We start from the raw sequence: 20181 nt of genomic DNA on the forward strand, positions 1-20181 counted from the left end.
TGTCTGTTATAATAAAAACTCTGCAAAAGTTTTTGCTTTTCAGCTGTTTACGGGAGTTATACTTATTTGTGTTTGACTTGCGGAAATTTCAGCATTAACTATTGCTGCTATCCGGATGCAGTTGCTATTCGGGCTGGTTTTGCAGTTCAAATACCTGCGCCAGCAGCTCATAGGATCGGTTCCTGTCTTCGAGTTCAAAAGCTGCATTTACGGCAATCACCTCATCTACGCCATAATCACTGGCCAGTTGAGTAAAGGCAGTTCGTACCTGGTCGGGCGTGCCCACCACAAAGCGTTTCCGGTTGTGGCGCAGGCGCTCCTGTTCCGCCGGGGTGTAGGTCACATCTTTGATTTCGTCATAGGTAACCGGATCGAACTTGCCACGGGTCTCCAGCTGCAGGAAGCGGTATTCGATAACAGCCTGGGTCTGCCGGTTCTTCTCTTCATCGTCGGAGCAGAAGGTAAAGATCGCCACATTGGCCTGCGGCTCTTTCAGGTTCTGCGACGGCTGGAAGCGCTGCCTGTACATGGCTACAGCCTGCGGTCCGGCCACCGGGTTGATGAAGTGCGCAAAGGAGAATGCCATGCCGAAATGCGCCGCAAACAGGCCGCTTTGCCCGCTGGAGCTGAGCACCCACAGTTCAGGAACCGTTTCCACCACCGGAATAGCCGTAGCGCGTGCCTGTATGGAGCCTGGTTCATGGGAATCGTTCAGGTAATTCTGCAGATCCGACAGCTGCTCAATAAATTCCTGCTCGTTAAAACTGTTGTTGGGGTTTAGCAGTGCCGCCGTCAGCCGGTCGCCGCCCGGAGCACGGCCGATGCCCAGGTCTATTCTGCCGGGCGCCAGCGTCTCGAGCATCCTGAAATTCTCCGCCACTTTGAAGGCGCTGTAATGCGGCAGCATCACGCCGCCTGATCCTAAACGGATTTTACTGGTTTTGGCCGTAAGATAGGCCAGCAGCACTTCGGGTGTGGAGCCGGCAACGGGCGGCATGTTGTGGTGCTCCGATACCCAAAAGCGGGTAAAGCCCAGTTTGTCGGCCAGTTGCGCCAGCTCAACGGTGGCTGCAACGGCCTGCCGGGCAGTGGCTCCTTTCGGAATGTGGGACTGGTCCAGGATACTTATTTTCATTTCTTAATCTTTAGGTTAATGGATTGCGCAGCCTTTCTGCACGCGAAGCCTGACAATTGCAGCAGCAAAGGCTGTGGTGGCTGCAGCAGAAAACATATTGGGCCTGCAAAATGTTTACAGCACCTGCCTTTCCTGCTTCCGGATGCTGGTTCTGACTTCGCCGTCTGCTACTTTTGCAAAAGTTTCCGCTTTCGGGTACGTACAGCAACTCTTTAAGTTGAGGGCGACGCCTGTAAAGCCTGTTTAGCAGTATAATATTGACAGATCAGCAAAACTCACCCCTATGGCTGCACCCAAAAACAAACATCAAACCGGACAACTGCCCCTGCAGGACATGCTCAACCAAAAGGCACTGTCTATTGTGCACCTGGAGGAATACTACAGCGAGTTGTCGGAGGTGCCGCACCAGCACGATGCTTATGTGCTGATATTTGTGCAGGAAACCAAAGGCGGCAGCAACCTGATCGACTTCCGGGAGTTTGCCATGCAGGCGGGCCGGATTTTTTTTATGCGGCCGGGGCAGGCGCACCAGCGGCAGTCGAAACAAGAGCGCGGGATGCTGGTTTCGTTTTCGGAGAAGTTCCTGCAAACAACCGGTCTTTCGGCGCACGATGTGCTGGTGATGTTCGGAGCCGTTTACCAGCACCCCTACCTCGACCTGCCCGAAAAGCTGCAGCACACTGTAGAGCAGCTGGCGCAGCTGATGGAGCAGGAACTGGCAGCTCCCGAACCCGATCAGGCTATCCTGTCGCGCTACCTGTACATTTTGCTCAAGTACCTGGTACAGGAATGCCACCTGGCCATCAGCAAACTCACGCCCGCACGGCACAGCGAGCGCCTCTTCCGCCTGAGCACTTTGGTGGAGCAGCATTACCGGGAACACCGCAGCATTGCCTTCTACGCTGATGCGCTTGACATCACGCCCAAACACCTGAACACGCTATGCCGCCAGTACCTCCAGAAAACCGTTTCGGATATGCAACACGAGCGCCTGCTGCTGGAAAGCAAACGGCTGCTCTACTTCAGCAGCCTCTCCGTAAAAGAAATTGCCTACCAGCTCGGGTTTGAAGATGCCTCCTACTTTGTGCGATTCTTTAAGCGACTGACCGGTACCACGCCCCAGTTGCTGCGGAAAGGAGGTTCCGAAAGTACCATACATGCAGACGAAAATCCCGTGACCTGAGGCGCCGGCCGCTGTAGCTTTGTGGAAACTTATAACTATGCAAGCAACCGGTCAACTAAAAGCAATCGCACTGGGCTCCCTGGCCTGTGTATTCTTCAGCTCCACCTACATCATGAACAGCTTTCTGGCCTCCACCGGCGGCCACTGGGCCTGGACAACCGGGCTGCGTACTTTTTTCCTGGTGCTGCTGCTTACGGCGCTGCTGCAGGTACAGGGAAAACTACTGCCTTTGCTCCGGGCCATGCGCCAGCACCTGCTCGTCTGGATGGGCTGGGGCAGCGTAGCCTTTGGCATGACCTATTTCTGCTTAACCTCCGGCGCCTTCTTTGGCCCGGGCTGGCTGGTGGCGGGCGTGTTCCAGTTTACGATTGTAGCCGGCATTTTAGTAGCCCCATTCTTGTACAAAGATGAACGGGCAAAACTACCGCTGCGCGCCCTGCTCCTGTCGGTGCTCATCCTGACGGGCATTGCCCTGATGCAGTGGAGCCAGAAAGATGGCGCCTACAGCGGAGAGCAGCTGCTCTGGTGTGTGGTGCTGGTGCTGCTGGCTGCTTTCCTGTGGCCGCTGGCCAACCGCAAACTCATGCTGCATGTGGAGGAAAACAGCCTGCAGCTGAATGCCATACAGCGGGTGGCGGGTACTGCCATCGGAAGTCTGCCTTTTAACCTGATGCTGATGGGCTTTGGCTACTCACAGGCAGGACTGCCGGGAGAGGAGCAACTGCTTTCGGTGCTGGTAATTTCCGTAAGTTCCGGTGTGCTGGGCTGTATCCTGTTTTTTAAAGCCATGCACCTGGCCCGCACCCAGGCTGCGGCACTGGCCGCCGTGGAGGCCACGCAGTCCATCGAAATCCTGGTGACGGTGGTGGGCGAAGTGCTGCTGCTGGGCATAGCCTGGCCCAACTGGCAGGGCAGCCTGGGCATGCTGGTGGTCATGGGCGGACTGGTGCTTTACAGTTTGCCGAAGCGGCAGCGGGTACAGAAAAGGGCAATTGTATCTTTTGAGGTGTAACGCAACAGCTTCAGCACCTGCCACCATAGCCACTGCTGCCGAAGTTAGGTTCTGTCAAACAAAATTCATACATTTAGCTTCTATCACAACAAAAAAGCTATCAGACTTATGAAAAAGAAACCTTTCCTTTTCTCGTTTTTCATGCTGCTGTCAGGCATCCTGTTTGCGGCAACAGCCGTGGCACAGGGTGCAAAGCCCAAAGCAAGCCCACCAGCAACTTCTACCGGTAAGATCGGCAACGCCACCATTACGGTGAATTACAGCAGTCCTGCCGTGAAAGAACGGCAGATCTGGGGCGGCCTGGTACCTTACGGGAAAGTATGGCGCGCGGGAGCCAACGAGGCCACTACCCTGGAAACCGACCAGGACCTGACCGTGGAAGGCAAACTGCTGCCTGCCGGTAAATACAGCATATTCGCTATTCCGGGAGAAGACCAATGGACGGTGATCTTTAACAAGCAAACCGGCCAGTGGGGCACCCGCTACGACGAATCGGAGGATTTTCTGCGTGTAACGGCCAAACCAGTTAAATCCAAATCGTTTAACGAGCGCCTGGCTTACGAAGTAACGCCAAAAGGACTGGTGCTGCGTTGGGAAAACCTGGAGGTACCTGTCCGGATGAGTGCCAAGAAGGCAAAAAGCAAAGCTTAAAAAGCAGTAGAATCAATTAAGAACTCCCGCAATAAAAAACGCCGCTTCAACCAGGAGCGGCGTTTTTTGTTTATACCTGCGTCATCGGCTGCTTTTGCAGCTTAGTGCGGCTTCGCCCTTTCGTATTGTACCGGCCAGGGTATATCCTCGCCCAGCTCCAGGGCCGCATTTAACGGGAAGTATGGATTTCGCAGCATCTCGCGGGCGAGCAGCACCAGGTCGGCCTGGCCGCTAGCTATGATCGTTTCGGCCTGCTGCACATCGGTGATCATGCCGACTGCACCCGTTCGCATACCAGTTTCCTTTTTAACTTTTTCGGCAAACGGCACCTGGTACCCTGGCCCTACCGGAATCGGAGCTTTGGCTACGTTTCCGCCTGTAGAGCAATCGAGCAGGTCCACGCCTCTTTCCTGGAGCAAAGCCGCCAGCGCTACAGTTTCTTCCGGTGTCCAGCCGCCTTCCGTCCAGTCGGTTGCCGAAACACGAACAAAAAGGGGCAATTCTTCCGGCCAGACGGTTCTCACGGCTTCCGTTATCTGCAACACGAACCGGACCCTGTTTTCAAAAGAGCCGCCGTATTCGTCGGTTCGCTGGTTGCTGAGCGGCGACAGAAACTCGTGCAGCAGGTAACCATGCGCGGCATGTAGCTCCACCACTTTAAATCCTGCTGCAAGGGCCCGTTGGGCAGCTGCTGCAAAGGCTGCTACTATAGCCTGTATCTCGGTCGTGGTAAGCGCATGCGGGGTTGGCTCCGCTTCCATAAACGGCACGGCACTGGGCGCCACCGTCTGCCAGCCCCCCTCCTCCTCTGCGGTAAGGGCACTGCCTCCGTTCCAGGGGCTACGGCGACTTGCTTTTCTGCCGGCATGCGCCAGCTGTATCCCCGGCACACACTGCTGCCCTTCTATAAAAGTCGTTATCCTCTGCAAATCCGGAATGTGTGCATCATCCCAGATACCCAAATCCCCAGGCGAAATTCTGCCTTCCGGCGAAACCGCTGTCGCTTCCATCAGGACCAGTCCGGCCCCTCCTACGGCCCTGCTGCCCAGGTGCACCAGGTGCCAGTCGTTGGCAAATCCGTCTTTGCTGCTATACATACACATAGGGGAAACTGCGATCCTGTTTTTCAGGGTGATGCTTCTAAGCTGAAGCGGGCTGAAAAGTGCTTTCATAGATTTTTCTTTTTTGTACCAGGATTGTAAACGGAGCAGTTTTTTTTCTGTTCTGCTGCCCTTGCAGGGCAAGTTAAGCAAAAGACAATTTGAAAAGTCGGTTAAATTCTATATGTTGACAAAAGGCTATTAGCTTTACGACTATGGAGAACACAAAAGAATTTTTAAAAGCTGCCCTGGACGAAGCAAAAGCAGGACTGGCCGAAGGAGGCATTCCCATTGGATCGGTGCTGGTGCACCGGGGTAAAATTATTGGCCGGGGCCACAACAAACGGGTGCAGCAAGGCAGTGTCGTGCTGCATGGCGAGATGGATGCCCTGGAAAATGCAGGCAGGCAACCTGCTTCTGTGTACCGGGACTGCACCCTCTACACCACCCTTTCCCCCTGCTCCATGTGCTCGGGCACCATACTGCTTTATGGCATACCGCGGGTGGTGATTGGCGAAAACAAAACATTTATGGGCGAAGAAGAGCTGCTCCGGTCCCGTGGGGTGGACGTAATTGTGGCAGACGACAAGGCATGTTACGAGCTGATGCAGGAGTTTATCCAAAACAATCCCGAACTTTGGAATGAAGATATAGGCGTGTAAGGCGGCCTGTGACTGCCTTTGATATTATTTGATCTGGAAAAATGTCTGCATACGTACTTGTTGAAATTGAGATTACTGATCCGGCTGCCTACGAAGATTATAAAAAGTTAACGCCGGCTTCCATAGCAGCCTACAAGGGCAGGTTTGTCGTGCGGGGTGGAAAAACAGAAACACTGGAAGGCGACTGGCAGCCAGAACGGATCGTGGTGCTGGAGTTTCCGTCGGTGGAGCGGGCCCGGGCATGGTGGAACTCACCGGAATACGCGACTGCCAAAGCCATACGGCAGCAAGCAGCAAACACGAAAATGATTGTGCTGGAGGGTTTCGAGCCTTAAGGCAATGTAAGCAGCCCGAAAATCGGATTGCCCCTTTCTACATTCTTTTCCGATTCAAAATAGCAGCAGAGGCTATGGTGGCGGCAGCTGAAAAGGTTTTTTAGGACGATTGCGGGGCAAAGCGCTTCCAGCACAGCGTTCTGGAAAAAAAAAGTGCCAGGAGCAACTTTAACTCCTGGCACTGTTAGTTTGAAATGCTCACGCAGCCATGATCGTTTTCAGGCAAATCAGGCAAATGCTGTAACCAGTTCTTTTACCGGAACAGCAACGGAAACAGGATTTAAATCTTTTGCCTTGATAAGACTTACTTTTTTGATCAGGAACATCATGTTATAAGCTACAACAGCTTTGTCTAATTCAGCCTTGAGCAGCAGCGACTCCTGTCCTGCATGTTCAGGCTGAGCTATTGTGTAGTAAATCACATTCCGGTCACAGCTATGGAATTCCAGTTGATCGCCACTGATGGCATTATCCTCGTGGAGGAATACATCGGTTGTGTTATCATAATAGAACAAAATGTTTGCATTCATTTCCGACCGTTTACCCACTCGCATGAGTTTCTGGTTCAGAACAAATTTGGAGAACTCTTCCCGTGCAACATCTCTGTTTAACTGATACTTTAGATAATCACTGAAATTCAAGAATGTCATAGCTGTAAATTAAATAAAACGATATAATTAGGTTTGTTAGGCTTATGTTACAATGTTTCAAAAAATAGCAGGAAAAGCAAAACGGTTTTCTTTATTCTTTCCCCGGCATGGAAAATCCTTTGCAAGCAGCTAAAATTTATACCTCTTTAAGATTAAATTTTAGGATAATCACAAAAGACCTGCTTTAAGTTAGTATGCTTATCAAAATTCTATAAAGTTTATTGGATTGATATTTTTTATCCTTCAAAATTATTCAAACAATAGCAGTAAATAATACCAAAATTAATCTCACTGAAAAAACTGCGACAAATCAAGCCTATAAAGTGGACTATCGAGATAATAACCGTTCGGTATTTGTTAATTATTCAAGATTTTAATAGGACTTATTTTCCAATCTGCTCTAACACAATTCTTTCTTCCATAAAGTTCCTGCGCCGGAAAAAATTTTTAAGTTTTTTTTAAATACTATCAACAGGTATTTATTCCTATGTATCAACATGTTATACCTGTTACATCAACAAACTATCGCAGCAGCAATGTAAGACGATTTACAGGCAATTTGCTATATGATTTAGTGTGATTTACAACTTACTATTCGAAGTGTGCACAAATCTCAGTATATTTTTTTTATTTTCCCATTTATTCTCCTGTTATTTTCATCTTATTATACAAGTTTTTTATAAAAATATCTATGTACAAACATTTAATATAAGATTTGACAATCCGGATAGTTTTTACAACAGGATATTGGTTGAAGCCATAAAACAATGTATAACTTTTAGCTTATTTGTTTTAATCAAAAATCAGTTTCAGACAACTCTGCATCCTGTAGTATCCTGCTCCACCCTTTCGAATAATTTGAAAAGAACAGCCTGTACAGAGTAACAGGTATCAGCAGAACTGAAAATTCTCAGGCTGATGTAATGGCCTTAAAGAATGAAGAAAGGTGAGGAACGAATAAACACTGAAAGCTATTACCTTAGCACCTAAAAGATAATAGCAATCAGTGTCCATTTGTTAACCACCAGGCCCCTAACCTGGTGATCATTTCAAAAAACCAACTTGTAATGCTATACGGCTTGTGTTGTGTGAAGGCAAAAAAGGAAGCAATAAACAAGTAGTTATCCGCGCAAAATACGATTAAATACGTAGCACTATAGCCAATAGGTGTTCCTTTATAGCTTCAGGAAGTTGACTGGCAGCAAAAAGGCTGGGAAAATATGATATCGTTTCGGTATGCCCAAAGAAAGAAGCCAGGGGGCCATCCGGTAAATATAAAAAAGTCTGCTGCACCTGCCACCATAGCTTCTGCTCATCAGTTGGTAAAGAAAAATGGCTATCTTCATCTTCAAAACAAGAAACATGTTATCAGGAAACAAACGAGACAAGCAGACAATCCTGCAATTATACGACAAGATTCTGCCGTCATTGGCAGGGCGCATCAACAGCGATATTGCCGGGGTAATACCGATGTTTCACAATTACGGGCTGGAGCGGCAGGTAAATACCTGGTCGGGCGCCACTGCTGCCGGCGCAGCAGAAGAAGTGAGCATCGAAAAGGGCAACGTGCAGCAGCTAGGACTGAAACTACGCCTGGAAGGCTTTGACCGGGCAGGCATCCCTCCTTTTGATGTTTACAAAGAACTGGTCTTCCGCCTCGAACAGGACCATTACCTTGTCGGGCCTAACAACGATACCACCTGGCTTGAGAAGCAGTATGGCCAGGATTGGTCGAAAAACGAATATGACGACATTGCCACACGGTGGAGCGGAGAGCTGGTGGACGAAATTACAAAGCAGCTGGAAAAATTGACGTAAAAACAGCAATGTGTGCCTGCAGCTCCAGGCGCATGAGCACAACTGGGTGCCTTACCTGAGTCCGACGGCGGAGGGAAGTCTTCATGATAAGGCGCTGGCCGATGGGCTGGAACTTGAGTTTGTGGCTGACAAGGACCTGCTGGCAGATCTGGGGTTTGTGGGATACAAACCGCAAGGAACGCAGCCCTGCCTGCCGGTAAAGAAGTTGCCGAATCAGGAGCTCTCAGAGCTTGGTAAGCAATTTAATCAGTTACTGGCAAGCATACGGGTAAAGGTCGAGCATGTAATGGCAGGTATAAAAAGAGTAAAAATTGTAAAAGATAAAGTACGACTCAGAACAGAGCTGGTACGAAACCAGGTCATGTGCATTGCTTGTGGCTGGCAGAACCTGAGAGTCAGCAATAGAAATTTATCGTAATAACGTTTAACAAAAATACAATGTCAAAAAACAAACTACTAAGGATGGACAATGTCGGCATTGTTGTAGAATCCCTTGATGAGGCTATAGCGTTTTTCTCAGAGATAGGCTTAATGCTCGAAGGGAGAGGGACAGTAGAAGGAGAATGGGCTGGTCGTGTTACTGGACTTGGTTCTCAATGTGTAGAGATTGCCATGATGGTTACTCCAGACGGACACAGCCGACTCGAACTGTCAAAATTTCTCACACCTTCTACCCTATCAGATCACCGGACTGCTCCTGTAAATGCCCTCGGTTATCTACGTGTCATGTTCACCATTGAAGATATTGACGAATTGGTATCCAGGTTAACGAAGCTTGGTGCTCAACTCGTTGGAGAAGTGGTTCAATATGAGAACTCCTATCGGCTTTGCTACATTCGCGCACCGGATGGACTTCTCATAGGACTGGCAGAAGAACTTGGCCGAAAATGAGTGTTCCATGCTGCTATAGGTTAACAGGATTGTCGATCTTTGGCAGGATAAGACACTATAATGTAAAGCTTACCGTGTAATCCCGTTGCGTGCGCTTGCTTTTTTCTCTGTGCCTTTTTCCATCTTTTCCTGAGTTGGCTGTCAACCTGTTTCAGGACGGGACATACAAAACAAAAAAGCCCGAAATCTTACGATTTGCAGGCTTTTTACTTCGTTTGGTATGCTTACCAGCAGAGAGAAAAGGAAATAAGGGTAAGTTTTCATAAGGGTGCTATTATAAGTTCGGACCTAGGCGCAAAGTATATTTTACTTCGTCCATAAAAGGATAAAATGCCAACCATCAACAAGTGGAATTGAAGATGAATTCTGCAGTTTACTTAAGAGCTACTGCAAGTTGTTCTACATTACTCTAGTATATTATAACTATATCTATATAGGCATGTTCGGGTAAAAGCTAAGTTTTTAGTCAAAGAGACTTTAGACATAGTAAATGGAGCTATTTATTAGGTGAAAGTAGAGTAATCAAGAAGCCTTAAATACTGTTTCGGCACTGTTTGAAGAAAGCTGACGACGGGAAATAGCCTGTATAGTTAATTTTAGAGCCTCAATGCGAAAGCCACTTTTACGGATAAATTTTAATTAAATCAACACAGGTGTGTATAAAAAAAAGAAGACTCTCCTTTTCATCAGAGAACTTTCCTGTATTTTGAATATCGAAATATTCAACTTTTAGGCAGCCTTTTATATGGGGCATAGTTTCCGAAGGGTTCACCTGGAGAATAACTGCCGGCTCCATTTTACATAAGGGCCTTTATAAGACAACCGAGCCTATGGAAGCTGAATAGCAGCCGCTGACAATTGCGTTTGAGTACCTCGGCAAAACTCGGTCTCAAACTTTTTCTCTAAAAACTGCGATTGCAGCTCGAATTCCCGCTTTTTACCACCCGATACTGTTTCCCAGTCTCAAAAAGTGGCTGCGCTCCCCGACAGCGCACTAACATCCTGAGGCAATTGCCTTATCTGTCTCGGTGATATATGATGAGGTGCTGCCTGCCTTAATGTCCGTATTTCGAGATAACAGCCTGCAACCACAAGTCCTCCTTTTGCCTGGGAAATGATTTGGAACAGCTTATTAGCAGATGGCTACAAGTTAGTTTTCGGATGGCTCCAGCAACAATCATCAACAACGACCAACAACAAGTACCAACAGCGGCATTTGGCCATTGCTTTTCAATTGGTTTTCCATTGCTAAACCATTGCTTTTACATTGCTTTAGCATTGTTTTCCCATTGCTAAGCCACTAGTTTTACATCGCTTTTGCATTGCTCGGTAATTGCTGTTGGATGGCTAAAGGATGCCTTTGTAATAGATACAGCAACAACTGGCAATAAGAACCAACACCGGACAAAGCTTCCTGCACTATTACTATGTCCTCTACCGCTTCACCTCGAATGCACTACGGCTCGGACTCGGAGCTTTAGAGTAGTGGAGTAGATTAATATCCACCCCACTATCTATCGATGGCTTACTTCGATAGGAACCAAATAAGAAATATCAGGCAGACTGCCATCTACTTTGCGAGGCAGCAGCAGCAGTTTTACATCTACACTCCTGAAATCATCATCCTTTAAGGCAGCCCCTGCTTGCCAACTGTTATGGTTTATGTCGATGCTGTCGGCAAATAGCTTGCCGACCGGACCATGCACGATGCTATTTTTGACCGTTAGCTTAGATAATGGATTATCCTTCAGGAAGGCCATATTTCTCTTATTATTGTGAGCTACACAGTGGTAGATGGTAACATTCCCCCGATTACTGTTGTGGTCGAATCCATCTGCTACGTTGGCTGCGGCAATGCATCTTATATAAACCGCATTATGCTTTAGTGTCTTGTCATCACTCCCTCCGGTCTTGAAGCCGTTTCCATCTCCTCCGCTGATCACTCCCTCTTTTGAGATGCCATTCAGGAAGGCCCAGCAGTTTTCATAAGAGGTAGTAACACTATCTACTCCCCTAAGATATCCGTCCCATCCGTCATCCATATTATTCCAGGAGCGGCAACCCACAAACTTATTTCCTGTCCCCACGTCCATCTTACAGGCAAATCCGTCTGCATTCTCCTTTTTCGAGTCAGAGTTTTCGAACGAGTCACAGTTGAGAACAGTATTCTGCGAAGCCCCATCGCTGAGCTGCAATCCTGTATCGCGGCACTGGGAGAATGTACAATATTCTATAAGGTTATGTGATCCGCCCTGCACCTTGAGCCCGTTATGCCCGGCCTTGGTTACATCGATACCTTTTATGTGCCAATAGCTTGCCTTGAGCAAAAGGCCGTTGCTCGAGGACTTCTCCGGCAAGGCGGAGAAATCAAACAGCGGTCGGCCAGCATCTGTTGGATCATCCAGTAGGCTGATCATAGCCAAGGCGCTGCCGTCCCTTTTGATGGTAAGAGTGGCATCAAAGGCATACCGACCTTGTTTTAGGTAAATCCTATCACCTGCATTCGCGGACTCCACTGCTTTGATGAGCTCACTGGTAGTACTTACCTTAATCTCCTTAGCGCTTAGGAAGTTGCTTAACAGCAAGGCCAAGCATAAGACCGGAAGAGTTTTCATTATATTCATATTGTGCTTGTATCGAAGAGTTTAAAAATTATTCTGTAAAGGTACAGATAATCTCAAATTTTACACATTTCCAGGAACAGCTCCACAAAGAAGTGGTGCAGGTTGCAGCATGTTTTGTTACAGGCCGATAAGAAGCATTTATATGAATCCATAATAAATCATTGCATCCGTTTTTTCCATCTCACTTCTCACAAATCCACCGTATTATGGGACGACAGATCACGACCGCAAGCCCTTCATTTGCCTGGAAAGCGATTTGGACCAGCTTATTAGCAGATGGCTACAAGATGGCTGGTGGATGGCTCCAGCAACAAGTACCAACAGCGGCATTTTGCCATTGCTTTTCAATTGGTTTTCCATTGCAAAACCATTGCTTTTTCATTACTGCTCAGTGTGGCAGAAAATGGGAGCAGGAAAAAGGAGAGAATTAGGCTTCAGAATAGGGTTAGGAAGGGATTATAGTTCAGGCTTTTGCCCCCCTTCTTCCTCTTTTTCAATATTAATTCCCTGTGCATTCATTATCAGGTAATAAGTAGGCTGCTGCGGCAGCTTTGCCTGTATTCTGTTGCCATAAAAAGCCACAGGTACAAATTTCCTTAACTTGTCTTCTTGGGCTATTTGCTCCTTTATCAGGGCATGAACGGTAGCTTTGTCCATATCAAAATCATCTTTGTTATTGACATAAGCCTCTATCATTTCGAAATCAACTTTTTTTTGGTTAGAACTAACAGAAACCTCGGCTTCTGAATCATCCAGGGTATTCCAGCTAAAGGGGATTTGCTTTCGTAGTTCATAAATCCTTTTTACGCAATAATAAAACTGTTCGTCGGTCATATAATTTATTCTAAACTGTACATAATTGGATTGTATGACTGGATAAGCTGTTCGATTGAAAGCAGCTGCACGCTTTGTACTATCTCTATATAAGAGTCGGGCATAAAAACAGTCTCAACAGTGGCACACAGAAAAAGATACACATCCTCCTCGCCCTGCTCTTCAAGCAGAACAGAATAAAACCGGTGCTTTCCATCATAACTGTGCAACTGCAGCCTATCTCCCAGCAAAACCCCTTCATGTAGTAAGTCTCCGTTTGTACCGTTGCAAAAGGTGATATGGTAAGATGCATTCTTTATGTCGCGCCTTGTGATTTGCAGCAAGTTTTGGTTTTGCACAAAAATCCCGATTTCCGCCGGTGATACCTTTCGGTCAAGTAGTTGTTCCAGATAAGAATCTAAAGTGCTGTATGTAATGATGCTGGTTTCCATAGTCGTATAAGTTAAGTAAGCGTGATGCGGTAGAATCGATCGAAGGCAGGTGATAAGGTTACTTAACTGTATGCGTCAGGTCGTGGGGATACCCCCCTTTTCTTCTTCAACAAACGCACTCTTGAATTAGTTTAGATATCAGCAGAATCATTCTGCATCGTCCTGAATGGGAACTGAAACAGACAACGAAGTGGTAATCCCGAAACAATGCAGGAGCAGCTGCTAATGGTCCTTTCCATCCCTTTTATGTTGTAACTACACCTTACTGTTACTTCTGCTGGTCTGTCCGTTCTAGCCAAGAAATAGGAGGGTGTTCTACATACTACACCCAAGGTTCAGGCTTTTGTTTTTCTTAAGTTGACAGCATTGGATTCATACCTATCCCTTCTGTACTGGTATGTAACAGATTTAAGAGAAGAAGCCAACTGAAGCAAAGCTTGTAAAGTAGGCCACCATACTGCTTAACAACAACCTAAAGCCGCTATTATGGCCGTTTTTCACTCTATTCCAGCACCGTTTTGCCTGCTTTTGGGCAGTAGGACATAAAAGAGGCACCAGTATAAAAATAGGAAGCAACGGTAAGCAATTGCGGCTCCTATCTGTATCAAAAAACGACCTAATTCAGGGAAAGCAACAACTGGCAACATTAGGCAACGACCGGCATTAGCGTCTCATTTAACAGACGTTTTACGGGACGACCGGACACGAATCAGACAGTGATACAGTGGCTCAGACAGTACCGTATTTTGCAACAGACAGTAGCTCCTGCCTCTATCGGCTCATCGCTCTTTAGGACAGTAGTACACAGGGACAACTGTAAAAAATTAGCATCTACTAAAACAGCTCCACACTACTTCATAACGGCCACTGTTAATAAACAATAAGTCAAATAAGTAGCGACGATATATAGCCCCATGACAAATTCAGTATTTGTTCAATAACACATGAGCCGAATAACATTATTATTTGGCTCACATTTTAATTACATTTGAGCCAAATATATATTATAATCGGCTCATGGTTTATAACTGGCAACAACTTGACTGGCCTGAATTCAGCTACGATCTAAGCGAAGTGGAAGAAATGCTCTTTAATTTCGCTGAGCAAACAGGCCATGTCAGCGGCATATTAAAGGCCATGCCTGAAGGTATCCAGCTAGAGGCTGTTATTGATATAATGGTGGCTGAAGCGATTAAAACTTCAGAGATAGAAGGCGAATACCTCAGCCGCCAGGATGTGATTTCGTCTATCCGCAATAATTTAGGTCTTAATAAAACCCTAGAAGCCACAAAGGATAAAATGGCGCAAGGGGCTGGTGAGCTTATGGCTGATCTCCGTAAAACATATGCTGATGCCTTAACAGAGGCGAAGCTGTTTGACTGGCATAGAATGCTTTTAAAGGAACAGAAACGACTCAATGTCGGCATGTGGCGCAGCCATGAAGAGCCGATGCAGGTTATCTCCGGCGCGATAGGCAAGGAAAAAGTACATTTTGAAGCTCCACCTTCCTCTCGTGTCTCTGATGAGATGAGCAGGTTCATACAATGGTTTAATGATACAGCTCCTGGAGGAACTAATGAGATCAAGAAAGCGCCTGTTAGATCGGCGATTTGCCATTTATATTTTGAAACCATTCATCCATTTGAAGATGGCAATGGCAGAATTGGGCGCGCCATAGCGGAGAAGGCTTTATCTCAAACATTAGGCCGTCCCGTGTTACTCAGCCTCTCAAAGACAATAGAGGCAGACAAAAAGTCTTATTATGGTGCATTAGAGCAGGCACAGAAAAGCAACGAGATTACGCCCTGGATTAAATATTTTGTCAGCGTTGTTCTGAAAGCACAGGAACAGGCAATTAGTCTGGTCGATTTCATTCTCAAGAAATCGAAGTTCTTTGATCGATTCAAGGAATTTCTAAACGAACGGCAGATAAAGGTCATCAGAAGGATGTTGGATGCGGGACCAGAAGGCTTTGAAGGGGGCATGAATGCGAGGAAATATACATCTATCACGAAGACCTCCAAGGCGACTGCGACAAGAGATTTGCAGCAACTATTAAAACTTGGGGCGCTAGTTCAAGAAGGCGGGGGGCGTAGTACACGTTACCAATTATACATCTAATTTCATTTACTCTCGGTATTTTGATACAATCTGGATGCAGCTGCTGCGAGGCTAGGTATGTAGTCTGTTACCCCTCTAGCTGCTGTCCTAGCATGGGTGATTTGTGCTGTCTATGATAAAAAAGTTGTTCGTTACCTACAGATATAAAGAAAAAGGTTAGCTCTCTTATTATATCGCAGTCTCAAATTCAATGGAAATAGCTAAGATTGCTGCACTGGATAATTTGAAGGTGTGGGGAATAAGGTAAGCTATGGCTAACAACATCAAAAACAAGAGCCCTAATAGCTTTCAGCCATTGCTTGAGCAGGCAGCAATCTTTCCGTGTTTTTAGCAGAGTCCAGTAATTGGTCGCCTGCTTTATTAAATTGGCGTTACCGTTTTATATATCTCAAAAAATCACCCTTTCTTGCGATAACTATTTGTCAACCTATATCAGGACACGACAATTTTAATTTATTCAATTTCTAATGCCATATTTACCTTCTCCAGTTCTTCATCACTATCAATCATTACAAACAATTTATCTCCCTTCTCCAGTACAGTAGCGCCGTTAGGCGTCACAAACTTACCGCCCCGGTCTATGAGCACGATCAAAGCTGTTTTAGGAAATTGAAGCTCTACAATAGATTTACCAACTGCTGTACTTCTGTCTGGTAAAAAAAGCTCTACAAGAGCATTCCTGACATCATAGCCCATATCCTCTCCTAAACTTACTCTTTTTGGTGTTTTATCCTGCTCACTCAGATTAAGCCATTGCGCCACTACCGTCAATGTAGTGCCTTGAAGCATAACAGAGGTTAGGACAACAAAGAAGACGATATTGAAGATCATATCTGATTTTCCGACACCAGCCAATAAAGGATAAGTTGCAAAAACAATAGGAACAGCTCCTCGAAGCCCCACCCAGGACACATATAATTTGTCCTGCACTGAAGCTTTAAAAAAAGCCAAACCAATAAATACGCTGATGGGACGGGCCACGAAAATCAGGAATAGTGACACCAATATTCCTGTGCCGATTACGGGTACTATATGCGAGGGAAACACCAGCAAGCCCAGCGTGAGGAACATCAAAATCTGCATAAGCCAGGCAACTCCATCATAGAACCTGATAAGGCTTCCCTTGTGGATGAAATTCCTGTTGCCAAGCATAACGCCGGATATATACACAGCCAAAAAACCATTCCCATTGATAAGATTGGTAAAAGCAAAGGTAAAAATAACCATACCCAACGACAGAGCCGGATAAAGCCCTTCCTGCTGCAGTTTTATACGATTAATCACCCAAGGCATTGCCCTACCCATCACTATCCCCATCACAGCACCAATGCTCATCTGCAGGAAAAACATCGGCACCAACTGCCAAATGCCAGCACCTTCATTGGTAAGTAAAAAAGTAAAGCTAACTGTCAGGAAATAAGCCATCGGGTCGTTACTTCCAGACTCCAGCTCCAGCGTTGGCCTCAGGTTATTTTTCAAGCCTATGCTTCTGGACCGGAGGATGGAAAATACAGCTGCCGCATCCGTGGAGGAAACAATAGAACCTAACAGCAGCCCTTCCAGCAACGTAAAGTCTGAAATAAGTGAGACAAATACTCCAATGAGCATGGCTGTAATAAAAACGCCCAACGTAGAAAGGGACACCCCACGCCAGATGATTGGCCGGATACTATCCCATCGCGTATCCAAACCACCGGAGAATAGTATAAGTGTCAGCGCTATAGTGCCAAGTGACTGTGCTGATAGCGGATCATCAAAATAAATACCCCCTATTCCCTCCGAACCAGCCAGCATACCCACTCCCAGGAAAAGTGCCAGAGCCGGTATACCAAATCTCCCCAAACTTTTACTTATAAGAATGCTAATCAGCAGCAGAATAGAGGCTCCAAGTAATATATCTTCAATACTGAAATTCATTTGTTTCCTTCTCTCAAGTAATTCTGTTTCTAAGGTAACAAAACCTGAAAATGGTGATCGGCATAAACTTAAACCATTTTCTTAAGGCTTAGCTTTGGTTCTGGCACGTTTTACTTTCTGCGCTTTTAAGATTCTTCTATCAATTTTGATAACCAGGTAAGTGATGCTTCCCGCAGCGATGGAGATAAGCAAGTCTTCCAATGGTAAGGGAACAAGCCGGAAAAAGCTTTTTGTGAACGGCAAATAGATTACCGCCAGTTGCAGCAAAACTGCTGAAACTACCACCACCGTCATCAAGGGATTTGTTGTAACAGCAAACGCGGAGTGGGCTGAGGAGCGTAAAGCGAGCGCCTGAAAGACCTGTGCAAACCCTATCGTGGCAAAAATCATGGTTTGCCAGGTTAGATCTTGCGGGTCTGAGGGATTATAGTAGTAGACGGCCAGACCTAACGCAACAGCAGCAATGCTTACACCAACTGTTCCCATCTGGAAAAAGTCATTTTTTCCCAGCGCCCCTTTCTCCGGATCCCTTGGTGGCCGCTGCATGGTGTCTTCTTCAGCAGGCTCTGTCCCTAAACCTAAACCCAGCAAGCCATCGGTGAGCAGGTTTAGCCACAACAGTTGCAAAGGCTGGAGGGCGATGACCATTCCGAAAAACGGTGCCACAAGCATGACCAGCACTTTACCGATGTTACCGGCAAGTGAGAATTTGATAAACCGTTGCAGATTGTCAAAGATGACTCTACCCTCCTCCACAGCTGCCACAATGGTGGCAAAATTATCGTCCAGCAACACCATGTCAGCCGCTTCCTTGGCTACGTCTGTGCCTGTAATGCCCATTGCAATGCCAATGTTCGCCTTTCGCAAAGCCGGCGAGTCATTCACCCCATCCCCCGTCATGGCCACCACTTCCCCTTTTGTTTGCAGCGCACCAACTATGCGAAGCTTATCTTCCGGCGACACCCGGGCATACACAGCTGTTTTCCCGGCCAGTGCAATAAGTTCGTTCTCATCCGTCTTCTGCAGTCTTTCCCCGGTAATGGCATCGGACTGTTCTTCAAAATGTAATTCTCTGCCAATAGCTGCGGCAGTCAGGGGATGGTCACCGGTGATCATAACCGGTCTGATTCCGGCTTGCCTGCACTTCTCAACTGCTGCTTTTACTTCCTGCCGGGGCGGATCTATCATTCCCACCAGGCCAAGGAAGATAAGCTCCTTCTCCAGGTCTGTAGCATCACTTGCCGAATTGAGCTTTCGAAAGGCAAGCCCCAGCACCCTCGTCCCGTTTTCCGCCAGCCTTTTGTTTGCCTCCAGAATTCTCTCCCGCCATTCGGCGTCTAATGGCACCTGCGTTCCGTTCACCCACACAGAATCCACAACTGTTAAAAGAGAGTCCGGGGCACCTTTAGTGCAAAGAAGAAGCGAAATATCCTGGTTTGCCTGGAAGTACCCAGGTAAGGGCCCTGCTGCTTTATGGATGGTGGACATCCGCTTTCTGGTGCTGTCGAAAGGGACTTCATTAACTCTGGGTAAGATCTCATGCAGATCCTCCTGATGAATCCCCCTTTGCGCACCGGCAATCAGCAAGGCCGCCTCAGTAGGATCGCCGATGACCTGTGCTGCCCCAGTATCAGCCCCTTTCTCAAGCGAGGCATCATTACACAGCACAGCGACTGCCAGCGCAAAGTCCAGGGCATCCGTCTGCTCCTTTATCGCTGGAAGAGCTTCTAGTTCAAAATTTATAGTTTGTTCCGGCAGGTCCACCACCGTTACCGTCATTTTATTCTGGGTGAGGGTCCCTGTTTTATCCGAGCAGATAACAGTAACGGAACCAAGCGTCTCCACAGCCGGCAGCTTTCGGATCAGGGCATTGCGCTTGAGCATCCTTTGTCCTCCCAGGGCCAGGGTAATCGTAACTACCGCAGGCAATCCTTCAGGAACAACTGCTACGGCAACACTTACAGCCGTCAGGAACATGTCTGTCACGCTTTCCCCCAGCAGCAGGCCTACCCCCAGAATAACTGCCGCAGCAACTACTCCAAACAAGGCCAGCAATTTACCCAGCTTGTCCAGTCGCTCCTGCAGGGGCGTCCTGCTTGTTTCAACTGTTTCGATCAGGTTAGCTATTTTCCCTAACTCTGTTTTCATACCGGTTGCAACCGTCACGCCTACTCCTCTCCCATAGGTGACGATTGTTCCCATGTAAGCCATATTTTTCCGGTCCCCTAACGGCACATCCTCTTTAGCGATGGGTGCTGTCTCCTTTTCTACTGCCTCTGATTCGCCTGTAAGAGCGGCTTCCTGGAGCTTCAGGTTAAATGACTTCAGCACCCGGAGGTCTGCAGGCAACACATTTCCCGCCTCAAACTCCACGATGTCTCCCGGCACCAGTTCTGATGCTGATATTTCTTTTACGGCTCCGTTTCGTCGCACCCGCACCGTCGGGACAACCATCCTGTTGAGCGCCGCCATGGCACGCTCCGCCCGGTACTCCTGAATAAATCCGAGGAATCCGAATAATAGCACAATGGCCAGAATAGCCACGGCTTCGGTTGTCTTGCCTAGAAACAAAGAGAGTACTGCCGCAGCAATCAGAATCAGCACCATGGTTTCGGTGAACTGCCGCAACAGCATTACAAAGGGACTTGTCTGTTTCTTCTCGTTCAGCCTGTTGTACCCGTACTCTTTCAGACGGGCAGCAGCCTCAGCGTCTGTCATGCCGTTAGCGGTAGTTTTCAATTCGGCTAAAACGTCCTCGGTAGCTTTTGTGTGCCAGTTGCTCATGCTGATTTGCTGATAATGTTGTTTAAACTTATT

19 protein-coding genes are annotated in these 20181 nt (G+C 47.3%); 11 read left to right on the forward strand and 8 right to left on the reverse strand.

Features of this window, described 5'->3' with window-relative positions:
• Positions 1–124: 124 nt before the first annotated feature.
• Positions 125–1135, reverse strand: a complete 1011-nt coding sequence (locus DCW36_RS05215; RefSeq protein WP_114783941.1) for an LLM class flavin-dependent oxidoreductase — start codon at positions 1133–1135, stop codon at positions 125–127.
• A gap of 283 nt (positions 1136–1418) precedes the next feature.
• Here DCW36_RS05215 and DCW36_RS05220 point away from each other — a divergent pair, with 283 nt between their 5' ends.
• From DCW36_RS05220 to DCW36_RS05230, 3 genes are all read left to right on the forward strand, one after another.
• Complete coding sequence (locus tag DCW36_RS05220) at positions 1419–2318, forward strand: AraC family transcriptional regulator (protein ID WP_114783943.1); 900 nt, start codon at positions 1419–1421, stop codon at positions 2316–2318.
• 37 nt (positions 2319–2355) lie between these two features.
• On the forward strand, positions 2356–3330 hold the full coding sequence (locus DCW36_RS05225; RefSeq protein ID WP_114783945.1) for a multidrug resistance efflux transporter family protein: 975 nt from the start codon (positions 2356–2358) through the stop codon (positions 3328–3330).
• Between the two features lie 108 nt (positions 3331–3438).
• Positions 3439–3981 (forward strand): DUF2911 domain-containing protein, encoded by a 543-nt coding sequence (locus DCW36_RS05230; protein WP_114783947.1) that lies wholly within the window; start codon positions 3439–3441, stop codon positions 3979–3981.
• 101 nt (positions 3982–4082) lie between these two features.
• Here DCW36_RS05230 and namA read toward each other — a convergent pair whose 3' ends face one another.
• On the reverse strand, positions 4083–5153 hold the full coding sequence (namA, locus tag DCW36_RS05235) for an NADPH dehydrogenase NamA (protein WP_114783949.1): 1071 nt from the start codon (positions 5151–5153) through the stop codon (positions 4083–4085).
• A 143-nt stretch (positions 5154–5296) separates the two neighbouring features.
• Here namA and DCW36_RS05240 point away from each other — a divergent pair, with 143 nt between their 5' ends.
• Genes DCW36_RS05240 through DCW36_RS23015 form a run of 3 tightly spaced genes read left to right on the forward strand, consistent with a single transcriptional unit; the run spans position 5297 to position 6182 of the window.
• Entirely contained in the window at positions 5297–5743 is a 447-nt protein-coding gene (locus DCW36_RS05240; protein WP_114783951.1) for a nucleoside deaminase, read from the forward strand.
• Positions 5744–5784: 41 nt separating this feature from the next.
• A complete protein-coding gene (locus tag DCW36_RS05245) occupies positions 5785–6078 on the forward strand; it encodes a DUF1330 domain-containing protein (RefSeq protein ID WP_114783954.1) in 294 nt (97 codons plus the stop codon).
• Positions 5985–6182, forward strand: coding sequence for a hypothetical protein (locus DCW36_RS23015; protein ID WP_394344791.1), 198 nt, complete (start codon positions 5985–5987; stop codon positions 6180–6182). The genes DCW36_RS05245 and DCW36_RS23015 overlap by 94 nt, the downstream gene beginning before the upstream one ends.
• 123 nt (positions 6183–6305) lie before the next feature.
• Here the strand turns inward: DCW36_RS23015 and DCW36_RS05250 are convergent, their stop codons facing one another.
• Positions 6306–6608, reverse strand: coding sequence for a hypothetical protein (locus DCW36_RS05250; RefSeq protein ID WP_128396948.1), 303 nt, complete (start codon positions 6606–6608; stop codon positions 6306–6308).
• A 1482-nt stretch (positions 6609–8090) separates the two neighbouring features.
• On the opposite strand from DCW36_RS05250, the gene DCW36_RS05255 reads away from it, so the two are divergent.
• The 3 genes from DCW36_RS05255 to DCW36_RS05265 are packed head-to-tail and all read left to right on the forward strand — an operon-like array spanning position 8091 to position 9437.
• On the forward strand, positions 8091–8546 hold the full coding sequence (locus tag DCW36_RS05255) for a hypothetical protein (RefSeq protein WP_114783992.1): 456 nt from the start codon (positions 8091–8093) through the stop codon (positions 8544–8546).
• Positions 8547–8556: 10 nt separating this feature from the next.
• On the forward strand, positions 8557–8964 hold the full coding sequence (locus tag DCW36_RS05260) for a transposase family protein (RefSeq protein ID WP_114783958.1): 408 nt from the start codon (positions 8557–8559) through the stop codon (positions 8962–8964).
• A gap of 20 nt (positions 8965–8984) precedes the next feature.
• Positions 8985–9437, forward strand: coding sequence for a VOC family protein (locus tag DCW36_RS05265; protein WP_114783960.1), 453 nt, complete (start codon positions 8985–8987; stop codon positions 9435–9437).
• Between the two features lie 1514 nt (positions 9438–10951).
• Here DCW36_RS05265 and DCW36_RS05270 read toward each other — a convergent pair.
• Complete coding sequence (locus DCW36_RS05270; protein WP_164891037.1) at positions 10952–12052, reverse strand: right-handed parallel beta-helix repeat-containing protein; 1101 nt, start codon at positions 12050–12052, stop codon at positions 10952–10954.
• 215 nt (positions 12053–12267) lie between these two features.
• Between DCW36_RS05270 and DCW36_RS05275 the strand changes: the two genes are divergently transcribed.
• Entirely contained in the window at positions 12268–12492 is a 225-nt protein-coding gene (locus tag DCW36_RS05275) for a hypothetical protein (RefSeq protein WP_125185503.1), read from the forward strand.
• 25 nt (positions 12493–12517) lie between these two features.
• Here the strand turns inward: DCW36_RS05275 and DCW36_RS05280 are convergent, their stop codons facing one another.
• Positions 12518–12895, reverse strand: coding sequence for a hypothetical protein (locus DCW36_RS05280; RefSeq protein WP_114783964.1), 378 nt, complete (start codon positions 12893–12895; stop codon positions 12518–12520).
• A 5-nt stretch (positions 12896–12900) separates the two neighbouring features.
• Positions 12901–13326: a hypothetical protein gene (locus DCW36_RS05285; protein ID WP_114783966.1), complete on the reverse strand. Its 426-nt coding sequence runs from the start codon at positions 13324–13326 to the stop codon at positions 12901–12903.
• Positions 13327–14292: 966 nt separating this feature from the next.
• Here DCW36_RS05285 and DCW36_RS05290 point away from each other — a divergent pair.
• On the forward strand, positions 14293–15447 hold the full coding sequence (locus tag DCW36_RS05290) for a Fic family protein (RefSeq protein WP_240676063.1): 1155 nt from the start codon (positions 14293–14295) through the stop codon (positions 15445–15447).
• A 453-nt stretch (positions 15448–15900) separates the two neighbouring features.
• On the opposite strand, the gene DCW36_RS05295 is transcribed toward DCW36_RS05290, so the two are convergent.
• Positions 15901–17364, reverse strand: a complete 1464-nt coding sequence (locus DCW36_RS05295) for a potassium/proton antiporter (protein WP_114783970.1) — start codon at positions 17362–17364, stop codon at positions 15901–15903.
• An 81-nt stretch (positions 17365–17445) separates the two neighbouring features.
• A complete protein-coding gene (locus DCW36_RS05300) occupies positions 17446–20148 on the reverse strand; it encodes a cation-translocating P-type ATPase (RefSeq protein ID WP_114783972.1) in 2703 nt (900 codons plus the stop codon).
• Positions 20149–20181 lie beyond the last annotated feature (33 nt).

This window comes from Botryobacter ruber, assembly GCF_003347595.2.
GTDB classification, from domain to species: domain Bacteria; phylum Bacteroidota; class Bacteroidia; order Cytophagales; family Hymenobacteraceae; genus Pontibacter; species Pontibacter ruber_A.